We start from the raw sequence: 16,022 nt of genomic DNA on the forward strand, positions 1-16,022 counted from the left end.
ATACACCCGCCGCACACCCCGCAACTCCACCGCAAGACCAGAATCAGCCGCCGCGGCCTCCGGCCCCTCGTCCGCCTGCCGACGCTTGCCCCTGCGCAGCCCCATGGTCCGCCCTCTCGTGATCTTCCCCGGCCGATGCTTCCGAAGCTACGGACCGCGCTGATCGCAGACCATGGCGTCTCCCGGCGGATGCGGGGTGGGGAAAACCCGACGGTCGCGTACGGACGAGCAGACCTGAGCGGTGGCGGATCGATGCCCCCGCACATCTCGCCGACGCTTCGCGGCAGCCGCCGCAGACTTCCCCACGGCCGTCGGGCCGCCGGGAACGGCGTCACCCGCCTGACCAGGCACCCCGCACCCACACGCTTGCCCCGCCCCCAGGAATCGCGCGGCGCCGCGACACGCCTTGGGCTCGGTTCGCACGATCAAGGGAACGTATGTTCTATTCTCGGTGGCAGTGCTATCCAGGAGGCAACATGCGCTGGGACAACCTCACCGAGGGGCCGACGGACGCCGCGCTCTTCGGCGCGGAGACCGTGACCACCAGGACGTTCGACACCCCGGAATTCCGGGGTGTGACCTTCCACGAGATACGGGCCCGTTCGATCGTGAACCGCGTGCCGGGAGCCTCGCGCATGCCTTTCGAGTGGACGGTCAACCCCTATCGGGGCTGCACACACGCGTGCGTCTACTGCTTCGCGCGCAAGACGCACAGCTATCTGGACCTCGACACCGGCCTCGACTTCGACTCGCAGATCGTGGTCAAGATCAACGCACCCGAGCTGCTCCGCCGTCAGCTGGCGGCCCGCCGCTGGAGCGGCGACCACATCGCCATGGGCACCAACGTCGACTGCTACCAGCGGGCCGAGGGCCGCTACCGTCTGATGCCGGGGATCATCGCGGCTCTGCGCGACCACGCCAATCCGTTCTCGATCCTCACCAAGGGCACGCTGATCCTGCGCGACCTGGACCTGCTGCGGGAGGCGGCCGCGGTCACCGAGGTCGGTATCTCGGTCTCGGTCGGCTTCACGGACCAGGCACTGTGGCGCACCGTCGAGCCCGGCACTCCCTCGCCGCAGCGCCGCCTCGACGTCGTTCGGACCCTGAGCGAGCACGGCATCGACTGCGGCGTCCTGATGGCGCCGGTGATCCCGTTCCTGGGCGACTCCCCCGCTGCGCTCCGGGCGACGGTGCGGGCGATCGCCGAGGCGGGTGCCGGCTCGGTGACCCCCCTGGTGCTGCACCTGCGGCCGGGCGCGCGCGAGTGGTTCATGGCATGGCTGGCCGAGCACCACCCCCATCTCGTACGACGCTATGAGCGCCTGTACGCCGACGGGGCCTACGCGCCCACCTGGTACCAGCGCCGGATCACCGGCCAAGTGCACGAACTGGCCGAGGAATTCGGCATCGGGCCCGCGGCGCGCGGGGCGGCCCGTCGGATATCCCCCGCTCCGGAGCCGACGCCCGTACCCGAAGTGGCTCCGACTCAGCTCACCCTGCTCTGACGGCACGCGGACGCTCCGCCGCGGATGCCGTCCGCCGGGGGCCACTCGGGCGCTGCTTGCCCGTCACATTGCCCCCTTCCGGCCGACTACGGCCCTGAATACGCCTTTCCGGGCGGGTTTTCCGGGACGATGCGCCTCGGACTGTGACCGGCACAGTCCGGAGTTTCCCCGTCCCGGGAGGTCGGATGAGAAAACGCGCAGTCGCCGTGCTCGGCACCGCCGCCGTACTGAGTGGCATGATCACGGCGTCGCCGTCCGCCGCAGGCACTGGAGCACCTGCCGTCCGGGCCGCGCCCGCACCGAGGGCCGTCAACTGGACGGACTGCTCCACCGACACCTATCCCACGCTGCAGTGCGCCACGGTGAAGGCACCGCTCGATCACGACCGGCCCGGCGGCCGGCAGATCTCGCTGGCCCTCTCCCGGGTGCCGCACACGGCGAAGAAGTCGCAGGGCCCGCTTCTGGTGAACCCCGGTGGCCCCGGCGGCAGCGGCCGCTCGCTGGCCGGCTTCGTGGCGCGCTCGCTGCCGAAGGACGTCGCGTCCCAGTACGACGTCATCGGCTTCGACCCGCGCGGCGTCGGCGCGAGCAAGCCCGCGCTCGACTGCAAGCCCGGGTACTTCGACCCGGTCAGGCCCGACTCGCTGCCAGCCGGAGGCGCGGCCGAGCGGGCCAACCTGGCGCGGGTCAAGGACTTCGCCGAGTCCTGCGGCACGAAGCACGGACCGCTGCTGCGGTACATGGACAGCGTCAGCGCCGCCGAGGACATGGACGTGATCCGCCGGGCGCTCGGCGCCGAACGCATCAACTACCTCGGCTACTCCTACGGCACGTACCTCGGAGCGGTGTACGCCAAGCTGCACCCGGAGCGGGTACGGCGGGCCGTCCTCGACTCCGTCGTCGACCCGTCGGGCGTCTGGTACGAGAACAACCTGGGCCAGAACACCGCCTTCGAGTCCCGCCAGCAGGCATTCACCGCCTGGGTCGCGAAGCACGACACCACGTACGGGCTGGGCCAGGACCCGGCGGAGGTCGAGGCGCAGTGGACGCGTACGCGCCAGGCGCTCGCCCGGAAGCCGGCCGGCGGCAAGGTGGGGCCGGCCGAGCTCGAGGACACCTTCCTGCCCGGCGGCTACTACAACGGCTACTGGCCCGACCTGGCCGAGGCCTTCGCCGCGTACGCGAACGACGGGAAGACGGAGCCGCTGGTCGAGGCGTACAAGAAGTTCGGTGCGGTGGACGCGGCGGGTGACAACGGCTACTCGGTCTACACCGCCGTGCAGTGCCGTGACGCCGGCTGGCCGCGCAACTGGAACCAGTGGCGGCACGACATGTGGCGCTCGCACGCGAAGGCACCGTTCATCACCTGGAACAACGCCTGGTACAACGCCCCGTGCGCGTTCTGGCCGACGCGTTCGCTGGAGCCGACCGATGTGACCAACGCGAAGCTTCCGCCGGTACTGCTCTTCCAGGCCACCGAGGACGCGGCCACCCCGTACGAGGGTGCGGTCTCCCTGCATCACCGGCTGCGTGGTTCGAGCCTCGTCGTCGAGGAGGGCGGCGCGAACCATGGTGTGACGCTCGCCGGGAACGACTGTCTCGACCGCCACCTCGCGGACTATCTGGCCACCGGCAAGGTGCCGCGCAGCACGGGTGCCGCCGACGCGACGTGCGAGGCGCTGCCCGATCCGGAACCGGCGAAGGCGGCCCGGACGGGCTCCTCCGACGGCGCGGACAGGGCGCCGTCGCGCGGTGCGCAGGGCGCCGCGTTGCACGGGTTGCTGGGGCACCGTTCCTGACCGCGGTACGTCCGGAGGCTGCCACGTCGACGCCGGCAGCCTCTGGACCCGCGGAGGCCACTCATGATCGACTCCGCCCATGAGCTCCCTGGCCCGCCACCTCACGTCCACCCGGCCGCCTCCACCGCGACCGAGCACACCGGGGACCGAGCGCTCCGCGCCATGAGTATCCGCGTACGTGCGATGACCCTGGCGGACGCCGAGGCGGTGGCGGCAATCCGGGTCCGGGGCTGGCAGAGCGCCTACCGCGGGCTGGTCCCGGACGGGCATCTCGACGCGATGGACGTCACGGAGAACGCCGCCAGGCAACGCGAACGCCTCCTGCACCGCGACCCGTTGACCACCGATCTGGTCGCGGAGCGGGACGGCGTGGCGATCGGCTGGGGCTGCGTCGGCCCGTACCGCCCCGGCGGTGGGTCCGCTCCGGAGCCCGCCGATCGTCCGGACGGTGAGTTGTACGCGCTGTACGTGGACCCGCACGCGTTCGGTACGGGTGCCGGTCGCGCGCTGCTGACCGCGCTGCTCGAAATGGCCGCTGCGGCGGGGCACGGCCGGCTTCTCCTGTGGGTCCTGGAGGGCAACGTCCTCGCCCGTCGTTTCTACGAGCGGTCCGGTTTCACCGCGGACGGCGCGCACGACCCGTGCGAGGTGGACGGAGTCCCGGCACCCGAGGTCCGCTACTGCCGCCCCCTGCCCCGCACTTGAGGGCCCGGTCTCACACCTGGACCACCCGCCCCAGTGCGCCCGCTGCCGCGGCGGCGAGACGTGGGTGTGCGGTGGCGGCGGTGAGGACCGGTTCCGCGCGCGGGTCGCCGAGTGCGCCGAGTCCCTCGACGCAGGCCAGGGCGACCCGCCAGTACGGGTCGCGGGGTGCGGCAAGTCGCCGTTCCAGAGCGGTGATCAGCGCCGGTGCGGACTCCGGCGCACGCAGGACGGTGAGCAGCCGCACCGGGTGCAGGGCGTAGGCGACCCGGAGTTCATTGGTGGCGAGGGCGGCGGCCGCGCGTGCCGTGCGTGGGTCGCCGAGCCGGGCCAAGGCGTGGGCGGCGGCCTCGCAGCGGTCGGGGTCGCGGTGGTTGAGCAGCAGGATCAGGGTCTCGAAGGCTCTTCGGTCGCCGGCCCGGCCGAGCCGGAAGGCTGCCATCTCCCTTGCCCACAAGGGGCGTTCGGGTTCCACCAGGACACGGGCGAGCGTGTCGTGATCGTTGGTCGAGCTGAGGAGTCGGCAGGCGGCTGCGGCTCCTGCCGCGTCCGCCTCTCCCCGTAAGCGTTCCGTCACCGACTGCAACAGTTCGTCCATGCGGTCCAGGGTATCGAGCGATCCACGTCACACACCCCCAGGTCTGGCGCGCTCGTTACCGGCCGGTTAAGCTCATACGAGCGGGTTGACTCCCGCACCTCACGGCGGCCTGGTGACGCAGCCGCCGCGAGCGCCAGTCGGTTCGGCAGTGAGCAGTACGCGTACGACGCGGTTGTGGGACAGCACCCGTCGCTCTGAACGCCCGGTGCACTCACGCGCCCGGCGTCGACACTCAACTCCCGCACAGGGCAGGCCTTTTCCTGCCGCCCGTCGTGCGTCCCGACTCAGTCGTCACTCACTTCCTGGAGTCCGCGATGGACCGTACCTCCCTGCAGACCGTGGCCGTCGTCGGTCTCGGCACCATGGGCACCGGCATTGCCGAAGTGCTCACCCGCGCCGGCCGCGAGGTCATCGGCATCGACATCAGCGAGGTGGCTGCCGCACAGGCCGTCACCTCCCTCGAGACTTCGACGGCTCGCGCCGTGCAGCGCGACCGGCTCACCGAGGAGCGGCGCTCCGAGGCCCTCGGCCGCTTCCGCACCCACTCGGAGCTCGCGGCCGCCGCCGACGCGGATCTGGTCATCGAGGTCGTCCCTGAGTCGTACGAGATCAAGCACCAGGTCCTCAGGGAACTCGACGCCGTGGTGCGCCCCGACGCGATCCTCGCCACCGGCACCAACGCCCTGTCGGTGACCCGTCTCGCCGCCGACTCCGCGCACCCGGAACGCGTCGTGGGCCTGCACTTCTTCAATCCCGCCCCCGCGATGAAGCTCGTCGAGGTGGTCTCCTCGGTGCTCACCGACCCCGGTGTCGTGGACGCGGTGACGGCCCTCGCGCTGGACCTCGGCAAGGAGCCGGTCTCGGTCGGCGACCGCCCCGGATTCGTCGCCGACGGGCTGCTGTTCGGCTATCTCAACCAGGCCGCCGCCATGTACGAGGCGAAGTACGCGACCCGCGAGGACATCGACGCCGCGATGAAGCTGGGCTGCGGGCTGCCGATGGGCCCGCTCGCCCTGCTCGACCTGATCGGCGTGGACACCGCACGCACCGTCCTCGAGGCGATGTACGCCGATTCGCACGACCGGCTGCACGCGCCCGCACCGATCCTCGGGCAGCTGAGCGAGGCGGGTCTGACCGGCCGCAAGGCGGGCCGCGGCTTCTACACGTACGAGGCCCCGGGCAGTGCCGCCGCGGTCCGTGACGCGCTGACTCCGGCCGAGGACGGTCCGCTCGCCACCGGGCGGCCGGTGTCCTCGGTGGGGGTCGCGGGCTCCGGGACGATGGCGTCGGGCATCGCGGAGGTGTTCGCGAAGGCCGGCTACCGCGTGGTGCTCGCGGCGCGCAGCGACGAAAAGGCGGAAAGGGCCAAGTCCCGTATCGCCAAGTCACTTTCGCGCGCGGTGGACAAAGGCCGTACGACCCGGGAGAAGGCCGACGGGACGCTCGCCCTGATCACGCCCGCCGGTTCGCTCGACGCATTCGCGGAGGTCGATCTGGCGGTCGAGGCGGTCGCCGAGGACCTGGAGGTGAAGCAGCAGCTGTTCACCACCCTGGACAAGGTGTGCAAGCCCGGCGCCGTGCTCGCCACCACCACCTCCTCGCTGCCGGTGGTGGCCTGCGCGCGCGCCACCTCGCGTCCACAGGACGTGATCGGTATGCACTTCTTCAATCCGGCGCCGGCGATGAAGCTGGTCGAGGTGGTGCGCACGGTCCTCACCGCGGACGAGGTGCATGCGACGGTCCGCGACGTGTGCACCCGGATCCGCAAGCACCCGGTGGACTGCGGAGACCGGGCCGGTTTCATCGTGAACGCGCTGCTCTTCCCGTACCTGAACAACGCGATCAAGATGGTCCAGGAGCACTACGCGACCCTGGACGACATCGACACCGCGATGCGGCTCGGCGGCGGCTACCCGATGGGGCCCTTCGAGCTCCTGGACGTCGTCGGGCTCGATGTGTCGCTCGCCATCGAGCGGGTGCTGCACAAGGAGTTCCGCGATCCGGGCCTGGCGCCGGCGCCGCTGCTCGAGCACCTGGTCGCCGCGGGCTGCCTCGGCCGGAAGACGGGCCGCGGCTTCCGCGAATATGCGCGACGCTGAGGAACGTACGGGCTGGGGAGGGCTGCTCGATCCGTCGGGCGGCCCTGCCCCGGTTCCGGGCAGGTCCGTACCTCAGGCACATCGGGCCGAGTACATGGGTTACGTTCAGTGCATGCCCAAGGCCGCCAAGTCCCCCCGCACCTCCCCCGCTCCCGACGCCCCCGAGAGCGCGGCCGGCAGCCGCGCGGCCGCCCAGCGGCTCAAGATGCGCAGGGAGCTGGCGGCCGCTGCCATGGAGCTCTTCGCGACGAAGGGCTACGAGGCGACGACGGTCGACGAGATCGCCGCCACCGCCGGAGTCGCCCGCCGGACCTTCTTCCGGCACTTCCGCTCCAAGGAAGAGGCGATCTTCCCCGACCACGACGACACCCTGATCCGCGCGGAGGCGGTGCTGACCGCGGCGGCCCCGCACGAGCACCCGCTGGACACGGTGTGCCGCGGCATCAAAGAGGTCATGAAGATGTACGCGGCCTCGCCGGCGGTGTCGGTGGAGCGCTACCGGCTGACCCGCGAGGTGCCGACCCTGCGCGAGCGGGAGATCGCCTCGGTGGCCCGCTACGAGCGCCTGTTCACCCGGTATCTGCTCGGCCACTTCGACGAGCACGCCCACCACGACGGCAACGACGACCCGCTGCTCGCCGAGGTCGCGGCGTCCGCGGTGGTCACCGCGCACAATCACGTACTGCGCCGGTGGCTGCGCGCCGGCGGTCAGGGCGACCTCGAGACCCAGCTCGACCACGCCTTCGCGATCGTCCGCAAGACCTTCGGCACCGGCATCGGCGCCGGCCGCGACCCGCAGGCCGCCGGCACCTCCCCCGCCGCGACAGTGCAGAACAGCGGCGACGTCCTGGTGACGGTGGCCCGCACCGACGCACCGCTCGACGAGGTCATGCGCACCATCGAGAGCGCCCTGCGCGAGCACTCCTGAGCACGTTCCGGCACCGCGGACACCCCGTGCCACCTTTGCGCCCCTGAGGCGTCCCACACAGCGCCGTACGCGCCGGTCATCGGCCCGTACGGCGCTTCACGTCTGCCCTGCCTGCGCCGAGGGCCCCGCAGGCACCACACCTGACCTGCAATGATCGATCATCGCTCAGTTGAAGCGGTCAAATGACAACTGAGAAGAATCCATGACACTGAGTGCCTTGTGGACCGGCACGTGGTGTCATACGTTGAAGGTGTCCGGGCGGCCGGCGTACAGAGAAATTCCGTACGCCGGCTGTCCCCCAGGCACCCCTGACACAGGTGTGCCCGGCGCCCGGACGCCTGCGTCACAGGCACCTCCCGCGCCCACCCGGCGCCGCCGCACCACCTCCGCCGAACCGACGGCACGAGCAGTCCTCCAAAAAAATCCCGACGCCACATCGAGCGTTCCCCTCGACGCTTCCCCAGGCTCTCGGCAAGGCCGGGCCGGGGAGACCCTTTCGCCGGAGGCAAACCGTGAAGGAAATCCTGGACGCGATCCAGTCGGCCGACGCCACATCGGACGACTTCGCCGCACTCCCCCTGCCCGACGCGTACCGCGCCATCACCGTGCACAAGGACGAGACCGAGATGTTCGCGGGTCTCGAGACCCGCGACAAGGACCCCCGCAAGTCCATCCACCTGGACGAGGTCCCGGTGCCCGAACTGGGCCCGGGCGAAGCCCTGGTGGCCGTGATGGCCTCCTCGGTGAACTACAACTCGGTGTGGACCTCGATCTTCGAGCCGATGGCGACCTTCGGATTCCTGGAGCGCTACGGACGTCTCAGCGAGCTCACCAAGCGCCACGACCTGCCGTACCACATCATCGGATCCGACCTCGCGGGCGTCGTGCTGCGCACCGGTCCCGGCGTGAACGCCTGGAACCCCGGCGACGAGGTCGTCGCCCACTGCCTGAGCGTGGAGCTGGAGTCCTCCGACGGGCACAACGACACCATGCTCGACCCCGAGCAGCGGATCTGGGGCTTCGAGACCAACTTCGGCGGGCTCGCCGAGATCGCCCTGGTCAAGTCGAACCAGCTGATGCCCAAGCCCGACCACCTCAGCTGGGAAGAGGCGGCGGCCCCCGGCCTGGTCAACTCCACCGCGTACCGCCAGCTCGTCTCGCGCAACGGCGCAGGCATGAAGCAGGGCGACAACGTGCTGATCTGGGGCGCGAGCGGCGGACTGGGCTCCTACGCCACGCAGTTCGCCCTCGCCGGCGGCGCCAACCCCATCTGCGTCGTCTCCAGCGACCAGAAGGCGGAGATCTGCCGCCGGATGGGCGCCGAGGCGATCATCGACCGCAACGCCGAGGGCTACAAGTTCTGGAAGGACGAGCACAACCAGGACCCGCGCGAGTGGAAGCGCTTCGGCAAGCGTATCCGCGAACTCACCGGCGGCGAGGACGTGGACATCGTCTTCGAGCACCCCGGGCGCGAGACCTTCGGCGCCTCCGTCTACGTCACCCGCAAGGGCGGCACCATCGTCACCTGTGCCTCCACCTCGGGCTACCAGCACGAGTACGACAACCGCTACCTGTGGATGTCGCTCAAGAAGATCGTCGGCTCGCACTTCGCCAACTACCGCGAGGCGTGGGAGGCCAACCGCCTCATCGCCAAGGGAAAGATCCACCCCACCCTCTCCCGGGTCTACTCCCTCGACGAGACCGGCCAGGCCGCCTACGACGTCCACCGCAACCTCCACCAGGGCAAGGTCGGCGTCCTCGCGCTCGCCCCGCAGGAGGGCCTGGGCGTGCGCGACCCCGAGCTGCGCGAGCAGCACCTCGACGCCATCAACCGCTTCCGGAACGTCTGAACCCCGCGAGGAGCAGCGGCTTATGAGTGAGCGTCAGAAGGACCGGCCGTGGCTGATGCGGACCTACGCCGGCCACTCCACGGCGGAGGCGTCCAACGAGCTGTACCGGCGCAATCTCGCCAAGGGCCAGACGGGTCTGTCGGTCGCGTTCGACCTGCCGACCCAGACGGGGTACGACCCGGACCACATCCTCGCCCGCGGCGAGGTCGGCCGGGTCGGCGTGCCGGTCTCCCATCTCGGTGACATGCGGCGGCTGTTCCAGGACATCCCGCTGGACCGGATGAACACCTCGATGACCATCAACGCCACCGCCATGTGGCTCCTGGCGCTCTACCAGGTCGTGGCCGAGGAGCAGGGCGCGGACATCACCGAGCTGCAGGGGACGACGCAGAACGACATCGTCAAGGAGTACCTGTCGCGCGGGACACATGTCTTCCCGCCCGGCCCCTCGCTGCGCCTGACGACGGACATGATCACGTACACGGTGTCCCGCATCCCCAAGTGGAACCCGATCAACATCTGCAGTTACCACCTGCAGGAGGCGGGTGCCACGCCGGTCCAGGAGATCGCGTACGCCATGTCCACCGCCATCGCGGTACTCGATGCGGTGCGCGACTCGGGGCAGGTGCCCGAGGAGAAGTTCGGGGACGTGGTGGCCCGTATCTCCTTCTTCGTGAACGCGGGTGTCCGCTTCATCGAGGAGATGTGCAAGATGCGCGCGTTCGGGCAGATCTGGGACCAGGTCACGCGCGAGCGCTACGGCATCGAGAACGCCAAGCAGCGCCGCTTCCGCTACGGCGTGCAGGTCAACTCCCTCGGCCTGACCGAGGCCCAGCCGGAGAACAACGTCCAGCGCATCGTGCTGGAGATGCTGGCCGTGACCCTCTCGAAGGACGCCCGCGCCCGGGCCGTCCAACTCCCGGCCTGGAACGAGGCGTTGGGCCTGCCCAGGCCGTGGGACCAGCAGTGGTCGCTGCGTATCCAGCAGGTCCTCGCGCACGAGAGCGACCTGCTGGAGTACGAGGACATCTTCGCGGGCTCGCACGTCGTCGAGAAGAAGGTCGACGCGCTGGTCGCCGAGTCGCTCGCCGAGATGGACCGGATCCAGGAGATGGGCGGCGCGATGGCCGCCGTCGAGTCGGGCTATCTGAAGTCGCAGCTCGTCTCCTCGCACGCGGAGCGCCGGGCGAAGATCGAGGGCGGCGAGGACAAGATCGTCGGCGTCAACATCTTCGAGACGACGGAACCCAACCCCCTTACGGCCGACCTGGACGCCGCGATCATGACCGTCGACCACGAGGTCGAGGCGAAGGTGGTGCGCGCCATCGGCGACTGGCGGACCACCCGTCAGGAGTCCACGGACCGGCAGGGCATGGGCGATCCGTTCCACTACCCGACCACCCAGCAGGCCCTGGAGCGCCTCAAGGAGGCCGCCGCCGGCACCGAGAACCTGATGGAGGCCACCCTCGAGTGCGCACGGTCCGGAGTGACGACCGGCGAGTGGGCCGAGGCGCTGCGCGAGGTGTTCGGGGAGTTCCGCGCGCCCACCGGGGTCTCGTCCGCGCCGGTCACGGTGACCGCCGAGGAGGGCACGCCGCTCGCCGTCGTCCGCGAGAAGGTCCGCCGCACCGGTGACGAACTGGGCGGCCGACTCCGCCTGCTGGTCGGCAAGCCGGGCCTCGACGGGCACTCCAACGGCGCCGAACAGATCGCCGTGCGGGCCCGCGACGCCGGCTTCGAGGTGGTCTACCAGGGCATCCGGCTCACCCCGGAGCAGATCGTGTCCGCCGCGCTCGCCGAGGACGTGCACTGCGTCGGCCTGTCGATCCTGTCCGGATCGCACGCCGAGTTGGTGCCGGACGTGCTCGACCGACTGCGCGAGGCGGGCGCCCCCGACATCCCCGTGATCGTCGGAGGCATCATCCCCAGCGCCGACGCCGAGGACCTGAAGCGGGCGGGAGTAGCCGCCGTCTTCACCCCCAAGGACTTCGGTATCACGGAGATCATCGGCCGTATCGTCGACGAGATCCGCACCGCGAACAAGCTCGACCCTCTGGAGGTCCCCGCATGACCAGCGTCAATCGCCTGCGCCCCCGCCGCTCCTGTCTGGCGGTGCCCGGCTCGAACCCGCGCTTCCTGGAGAAGGCCCAGGGCCTCCCCGCCGACCAGGTCTTCCTCGACCTGGAGGACGCCTGCGCCCCACTGGCCAAGCCGGACGCCCGGCACACCATCGTGAAGTTCCTCAACGAGGGCGACTGGACGGGCAAGACGAGGGTGGTGCGGGTCAACGACTGGACCACCGAGTGGACGTACCGCGATGTCGTCACGGTGGTGGAGGGCGCGGGGCAGAACCTCGACTGCATCATGCTGCCGAAGGTCCAGGACGCCCAGCAGATCGTCGCCCTCGACCTGTTGCTCACGCAGATCGAGAAGACGATGGGCTTCGAGGTCGGCAAGATCGGCATCGAGGCCCAGATCGAGAACGCCCAGGGCCTCAACAACGTCAACGAGATCGCCCAGGCCTCGCCGCGCACCGAGACCATCATCTTCGGCCCGGCCGACTTCATGGCGTCCATCAACATGAAGTCCCTCGTCGTCGGCGAACAGCCCCCCGGCTACCCGGCCGACGCCTACCACTACATCCTGATGAAGATCTTGATGGCCGCCCGTGCCAACGACCTCCAGGCGATCGACGGTCCGTACCTGCAGATCAAGAACGTCGACGGCTACCGCGAGGTCGCCGGCCGCGCCGCCGCACTCGGCTTCGACGGCAAGTGGGTGCTGCACCCCGGCCAGGTCGAGGCGTCCAACGAGATCTTCTCGCCGTCCCAGGAGGACTACGACCACGCCGAGCTGATCCTGGACGCGTACGACTACTACACGTCCGAGGCGGGCGGCAAGAAGGGCTCCGCGATGCTCGGCGACGAGATGATCGACGAGGCCAGCCGCAAGATGGCCCTGGTCATCTCCGGCAAGGGCCGGGCCGCCGGCATGCAGCGCACGTCCACGTTCGAGGCCCCGGAGGCGTAAGACCATGCAGTTCGGCCGCACCTACGAAGAGTTCACCGTCGGGGACGTGTACAAGCACTGGCCCGGGAAGACGGTCACGGAGTACGACGACCACCTGTTCTGTCTGCTCACCATGAACCACCACCCCCTCCACATGGACGCCAACTACGCGGAGAGCACGACGGACTTCGGCAAGAACGTCGTCGTCGGGAACTACATCTACTCCCTGCTCCTCGGCATGTCCGTCCCGGACGTCTCGGGCAAGGCGATCGCCAACCTGGAGATCGAGTCCCTGCGGCACGTGGCACCGACCTTCCACGGCGACACGCTCTACGGCGAGACGACCGTCCTGGACAAGACGCCGTCGAGGTCGAAGAACGACCGCGGGATCGTCCACGTGGAGACCAAGGGCTACAAGCAGGACGGCACGCTGGTCTGCGTGTTCCGCCGCAAGGTGATGGTCCCCACCGAGACGTACATCAAGGAGCGGGGCGGAGAGCAGCCCGGCCGCCCGCCCGTCGCCCACCACCACCCTCAGCAGACCCCCCTGCGGGGCGACACCTCTCGATCCGAGCTGGTCGACACTCCTCAGAAGACGCAGGAGAAGAAGTAGCCATGAGCCGACTCGCGCAGACCGCCGGTCTCACCGACATCCAGCAGGAGATCCTGTCCACCGTCCGGGACTTCGTCGACAAGGAGATCATCCCGGTCGCCACGGAGTTCGAGCACCGCGACGAGTACCCGCAGCAGATCGTGGACGGCCTCAAGGAGTTGGGCCTGTTCGGCCTGATGATCCCCGAGGAGTACGGCGGCCTGGGTGAGTCGCTCCTCACCTACGCGCTGTGCGTGGAGGAGATCGCGCGCGGCTGGATGAGCGTCTCCGGCATCATCAACACGCACTTCATCGTGGCGTACATGCTCAAGCAGCACGGCACGCAGGAGCAGAAGGACACCTTCCTGCCGCGGATGGCGGCCGGCGAGGTGCGTGGCGCGTTCTCGATGTCCGAGCCGGCGCTCGGCTCCGATGTGTCGGCCATCACCTCCAAGGGTGTCCAGGACGGCGAGGAGTACGTCCTCAACGGCCAGAAAATGTGGCTGACGAACGGCGGATCGTCCACTCTCGTCGCCGTGCTGTGCCGAAGTGACGAAGGACACCCCGAGGGAACTCCGGCCCACAAGTCGATGACCACGTTCCTCGTCGAGAAGGAGCCCGGATTCGGAGAGGTCCGCCCCGGTCTCACCATTCCCGGCAAGATCGAGAAGATGGGTTACAAGGGCGTCGACACGACCGAACTCATCATGGACGGACTGCGCATTCCCGCCAATCGGGTCCTCGGCGGCGCCACCGGCCGCGGGTTTTACCAAATGATGGACGGCGTGGAGGTCGGCCGCGTGAACGTCGCCGCCCGTGGTTGCGGCGTCGCCCAGCGTGCTTTCGAACTGGGCGTCTCCTACGCACAGCAGCGCCACACCTTCGGCAAGGCCATCGCCCAGCACCAGGCGATTCAGTTCAAGCTGGCCGAGATGGCCACCAAGGTCGAAGCCGCCCATGCGATGATGGTGAATGCAGCACGCAAAAAGGACTCCGGTGAGCGAAACGACCTGGAAGCAGGGATGGCCAAGTACCTGGCCTCCGAGTACTGCAAAGAGGTTGTGGAGGACGCGTTCCGGATTCACGGCGGCTACGGATTCTCGAAGGAGTACGAGATCGAGCGTCTTTACCGCGAGGCTCCCATGCTCTTGATCGGCGAAGGTACCGCCGAGATCCAGAAAATGATCATTGGCAGGCGGCTACTCGAAGAGTATCGATTCCAGGGCTGAACGTCCCTTTTGGGGTGATTTAGCCGGGATGAAGTTCACGCCGCGTCAACACTCTTCGGCCACCGACTCGGCTTCCTGGCTTGCCCAGTTGCAGCCCGCAACCGGTACGATCCCCGAAAGCCGCCGTCCCCCGTCACTGCGCGGCATCATCCGCTACGAAGGTCATCCATGCCCCACAGCCAAACCTCTGCACCACGCGACGGCGCCCTCAGGGGCCGACTTGCTCGCGGAGCATCGCCGTGGCTCCTGCCGACCGTCGCCACCGCAGCCATCAGCCTCGCCCGCTCGCGCCGTTCCGGCGCCGCGAAGGCCGTGGCCGTTCCCGCGACCGCTCTCGCGGCGGGGATGCTGTGGTTCTTCCGCGACCCCGAGCGCGAGATCACCCAGGGCCGGGTCATCTCGCCGGCCGACGGTGTGGTGCAGAGCATCATGCCGTGGAAGGACGGACGCACCCGCGTCGCGATCTTCATGAGCCCGTTGAACGTTCACGTCAACCGGGCGCCGCTGGCCGGCACGGTGACCTCCGTGGAGCACGTCCCGGGCGGATTCGTCCCGGCGTTCAACAAGGAGAGCGAGAACAACGAGCGGGTGGTGTGGCACTTCGACACCGAGCTCGGTGACATCGAGATGGTGCAGATCGCCGGCGCAGTGGCCCGCCGCATCGTCCCCTACATCCCGCAGGGGACGAAGGTGGAACAGGGCGAGCGGATCGGCCTGATCCGCTTCGGCTCCCGCGTCGACCTCTACCTTCCCGAAGGAGTCGAGGTCGACGTCGAGGTCGGGCAGAAGACCGTGGCTGGGGTGACTCGCATTGACCGTGCTTGATCCCGACACACCGGCCGGGTGGGCGCCCGGAGCCGATGACGAGGACGACCCGACGGAAGACATGCCGCTGTCCATGCGGCTGTCGATAGCGGACACCCTCACCCTCGGCAACGCCACGTGCGGCTTCATGGCCGTGTACTTCACGACGACCGGCATCCTGATCCCGCACCTGATGGGCAGCGACGAGTCGGGCATGGCCCGGCACAGCGCCGCCACAGCCGTGATCCTGATGCTGTGCGCCGCGGTCTTCGACCTCTTCGACGGGCTCGTGGCGCGCAAGCTCCGCAGCTCGCCGATGGGTGCCGAGCTGGACAACCTCTCGGACCTGATCAGCTTCGGCCTCGCGCCGGCGTACTTCGTGCTCGTCTACGGCATGGTGGCGGACGACGCGCACCAGAGAGTGGCCGCGGTCGGAGCGATCGTGGTGCTTTTGGCGGTGGTGCTGCGGCTTGCGCGGTTCTCGTGCGTGACGCTGAAGGACGGCACCTTCCAGGGCATGCCGAGCCCGTTCGGCGCGCTCACCGTGGTCTCGATCGTGCTGCTCGAGCTGCCCTTCGTGGCGACGCTGCTCGCGATCGTGGGCACGGCCTGGCTGATGGTGAGCCGGGTCGAGTACCCGAAGCCGCGCGGCCCGCTCGCGGTGGCGATGCTCGCCTGGATCGTGGCGGCCATGGGTCTGCTCGCGGCCTGGGCCTTCGACGCACCGGGCGGCCAGCTGCTGCTGCAGACCGGCTGCGCCCTGCAGCTGGTGCTCGGCGCGGTGATCCCGCTGTTCGCCACGGCCCGCCGGGTGAGCAACTTCCGCGGCAACCGCAGGGAAGCGCGAGCGACTCAGCTGCCCTGACCTTCCTGACACAGCGGTACGACGAGGGCCCCGAACCGATCC

Annotated in this window: 13 protein-coding genes; 12 read left to right on the forward strand and 1 reads right to left on the reverse strand. The window is 69.3% G+C overall.

Going from position 1 to position 16,022, the window contains the following annotated elements; translation table 11 throughout:
- Nucleotides 1–476: 476 nt before the first annotated feature.
- The 3 genes from DSC45_RS35355 (at nt 477) to DSC45_RS35365 (ending at nt 4,009) form a co-directional block, all read left to right on the forward strand.
- Entirely contained in the window at nt 477–1,505 is a 1,029-nt protein-coding gene (locus tag DSC45_RS35355) for an Rv2578c family radical SAM protein (RefSeq protein ID WP_119296147.1), read from the forward strand.
- 185 nt (nt 1,506–1,690) lie between these two features.
- The gene (locus DSC45_RS35360) at nt 1,691–3,304 is read left to right on the forward strand and encodes an alpha/beta hydrolase (protein WP_119296148.1); all 1,614 of its coding nucleotides are present in this window, start codon (nt 1,691–1,693) and stop codon (nt 3,302–3,304) included.
- 162 nt (nt 3,305–3,466) lie between these two features.
- Entirely contained in the window at nt 3,467–4,009 is a 543-nt protein-coding gene (locus DSC45_RS35365; protein ID WP_119296159.1) for a GNAT family N-acetyltransferase, read from the forward strand.
- Nucleotides 4,010–4,019: 10 nt separating this feature from the next.
- Here the strand turns inward: DSC45_RS35365 and DSC45_RS35370 are convergent, their stop codons facing one another.
- Nucleotides 4,020–4,604, reverse strand: coding sequence for a HEAT repeat domain-containing protein (locus tag DSC45_RS35370; RefSeq protein WP_119296149.1), 585 nt, complete (start codon nt 4,602–4,604; stop codon nt 4,020–4,022).
- A 314-nt stretch (nt 4,605–4,918) separates the two neighbouring features.
- Between DSC45_RS35370 and DSC45_RS35375 the strand changes: the two genes are divergently transcribed.
- From DSC45_RS35375 to pssA, 9 genes are all read left to right on the forward strand, one after another.
- Nucleotides 4,919–6,703, forward strand: coding sequence for a 3-hydroxyacyl-CoA dehydrogenase family protein (locus DSC45_RS35375; protein WP_119296150.1), 1,785 nt, complete (start codon nt 4,919–4,921; stop codon nt 6,701–6,703).
- 112 nt (nt 6,704–6,815) lie between these two features.
- Entirely contained in the window at nt 6,816–7,631 is an 816-nt protein-coding gene (locus tag DSC45_RS35380) for a TetR family transcriptional regulator (RefSeq protein ID WP_205571505.1), read from the forward strand.
- A gap of 512 nt (nt 7,632–8,143) precedes the next feature.
- On the forward strand, nt 8,144–9,481 hold the full coding sequence (gene ccrA / locus DSC45_RS35385) for a crotonyl-CoA carboxylase/reductase (RefSeq protein ID WP_119296152.1): 1,338 nt from the start codon (nt 8,144–8,146) through the stop codon (nt 9,479–9,481).
- A gap of 22 nt (nt 9,482–9,503) precedes the next feature.
- Nucleotides 9,504–11,552, forward strand: a complete 2,049-nt coding sequence (locus DSC45_RS35390; RefSeq protein WP_119296153.1) for a protein meaA — start codon at nt 9,504–9,506, stop codon at nt 11,550–11,552.
- On the forward strand, nt 11,549–12,511 hold the full coding sequence (locus DSC45_RS35395) for an HpcH/HpaI aldolase/citrate lyase family protein (RefSeq protein ID WP_119296154.1): 963 nt from the start codon (nt 11,549–11,551) through the stop codon (nt 12,509–12,511). The genes DSC45_RS35390 and DSC45_RS35395 overlap by 4 nt, the downstream gene beginning before the upstream one ends.
- A gap of 4 nt (nt 12,512–12,515) precedes the next feature.
- On the forward strand, nt 12,516–13,103 hold the full coding sequence (locus DSC45_RS35400; RefSeq protein ID WP_119296155.1) for a MaoC family dehydratase: 588 nt from the start codon (nt 12,516–12,518) through the stop codon (nt 13,101–13,103).
- Between the two features lie 2 nt (nt 13,104–13,105).
- Complete coding sequence (locus tag DSC45_RS35405) at nt 13,106–14,311, forward strand: acyl-CoA dehydrogenase family protein (RefSeq protein WP_119296156.1); 1,206 nt, start codon at nt 13,106–13,108, stop codon at nt 14,309–14,311.
- 168 nt (nt 14,312–14,479) lie between these two features.
- On the forward strand, nt 14,480–15,136 hold the full coding sequence (locus tag DSC45_RS35410; RefSeq protein ID WP_119296157.1) for a phosphatidylserine decarboxylase: 657 nt from the start codon (nt 14,480–14,482) through the stop codon (nt 15,134–15,136).
- The gene (gene pssA / locus DSC45_RS35415) at nt 15,123–15,980 is read left to right on the forward strand and encodes a CDP-diacylglycerol--serine O-phosphatidyltransferase (protein ID WP_119296158.1); all 858 of its coding nucleotides are present in this window, start codon (nt 15,123–15,125) and stop codon (nt 15,978–15,980) included. Before DSC45_RS35410 ends, pssA begins: the two co-directional genes overlap by 14 nt.
- Nucleotides 15,981–16,022 lie beyond the last annotated feature (42 nt).

It is taken from the genome of Streptomyces sp. YIM 130001, assembly GCF_003574445.1.
GTDB lineage: Bacteria > Actinomycetota > Actinomycetes > Streptomycetales > Streptomycetaceae > Streptomyces.

Excerpts from the sequence above, each read along its gene's own strand:
- DSC45_RS35355 (WP_119296147.1), top strand. The coding sequence starts at position 477 with ATGCGCTGGGACAACCTCACCGAGGGGCCGACGGACGCCGCGCTCTTC.
- DSC45_RS35360 (WP_119296148.1), top strand. The coding sequence starts at position 1,691 with ATGAGAAAACGCGCAGTCGCCGTGCTCGGCACCGCCGCCGTACTGAGT.
- DSC45_RS35365 (WP_119296159.1), top strand. The coding sequence starts at position 3,467 with ATGAGTATCCGCGTACGTGCGATGACCCTGGCGGACGCCGAGGCGGTG.
- DSC45_RS35370 (WP_119296149.1), bottom strand. The coding sequence starts at position 4,604 with ATGGACGAACTGTTGCAGTCGGTGACGGAACGCTTACGGGGAGAGGCG.
- DSC45_RS35375 (WP_119296150.1), top strand. The coding sequence starts at position 4,919 with ATGGACCGTACCTCCCTGCAGACCGTGGCCGTCGTCGGTCTCGGCACC.
- DSC45_RS35380 (WP_205571505.1), top strand. The coding sequence starts at position 6,816 with ATGCCCAAGGCCGCCAAGTCCCCCCGCACCTCCCCCGCTCCCGACGCC.
- DSC45_RS35390 (WP_119296153.1), top strand. The coding sequence starts at position 9,504 with ATGAGTGAGCGTCAGAAGGACCGGCCGTGGCTGATGCGGACCTACGCC.
- DSC45_RS35395 (WP_119296154.1), top strand. The coding sequence starts at position 11,549 with ATGACCAGCGTCAATCGCCTGCGCCCCCGCCGCTCCTGTCTGGCGGTG.
- DSC45_RS35400 (WP_119296155.1), top strand. The coding sequence starts at position 12,516 with ATGCAGTTCGGCCGCACCTACGAAGAGTTCACCGTCGGGGACGTGTAC.
- DSC45_RS35405 (WP_119296156.1), top strand. The coding sequence starts at position 13,106 with ATGAGCCGACTCGCGCAGACCGCCGGTCTCACCGACATCCAGCAGGAG.
- DSC45_RS35410 (WP_119296157.1), top strand. The coding sequence starts at position 14,480 with ATGCCCCACAGCCAAACCTCTGCACCACGCGACGGCGCCCTCAGGGGC.